This is a genomic window from Terrabacter sp. 2TAF16 (assembly GCF_052115065.1).
In the GTDB taxonomy this organism is placed as follows: domain Bacteria; phylum Actinomycetota; class Actinomycetes; order Actinomycetales; family Dermatophilaceae; genus Terrabacter.
This window is the reverse complement of sequence record NZ_JBFRFZ010000048.1, coordinates 1-424: the sequence shown is the minus strand read 5'-3', so window position 1 is coordinate 424 and position 424 is coordinate 1. Positions and strand designations below refer to the sequence as shown.

Annotated in this window: 1 pseudogene; it reads left to right on the top strand. The window is 80.0% G+C overall.

Going from position 1 to position 424, the window contains the following annotated elements:
* Positions 1 to 424: pseudogene (locus AB4Z14_RS22065) on the top strand (HNH endonuclease signature motif containing protein); the annotation flags it as partial.

Sequence of the window (424 nt, the reverse complement as noted above, 5' to 3'; positions counted from 1 at the left end):
GTACGGCGCGCTGGCCGGCATCGAGGCCCACCAGGTCGACGCCCTCCCGGTCGGGGCCCTCGCCCGGGTGTCCGCGCGGGTCTCGCCCGAGCGGGTCGTCACCGAGGAGATCGCCCTCGCGACCGGTGTCGGCGCCGGGGAGGTCGCCCACCGGCTCACCCTGGCCACCGCGCCCCGCCGGCACCGGGTCGTCCTGAACGCGCTGCGCGACGGTCGGCTGTCGCTGCACCGGGCCCTGCAGGTCGCCTCCGACACCGCCCAGCTCCCGGACGCGGACGTCACGACGGTCGCGCAGGCCGTGCTCGCCCCGACCCGAGACGGGCAGCCGGTGCCGCAGCGGACCTTCACCGCCCGCCTCCGTCGGGCGGTCGCGTCGGTCGACGCCCGCGGCGCCCGCGGCGCCCAGGCGCGGCACGCGCACGCC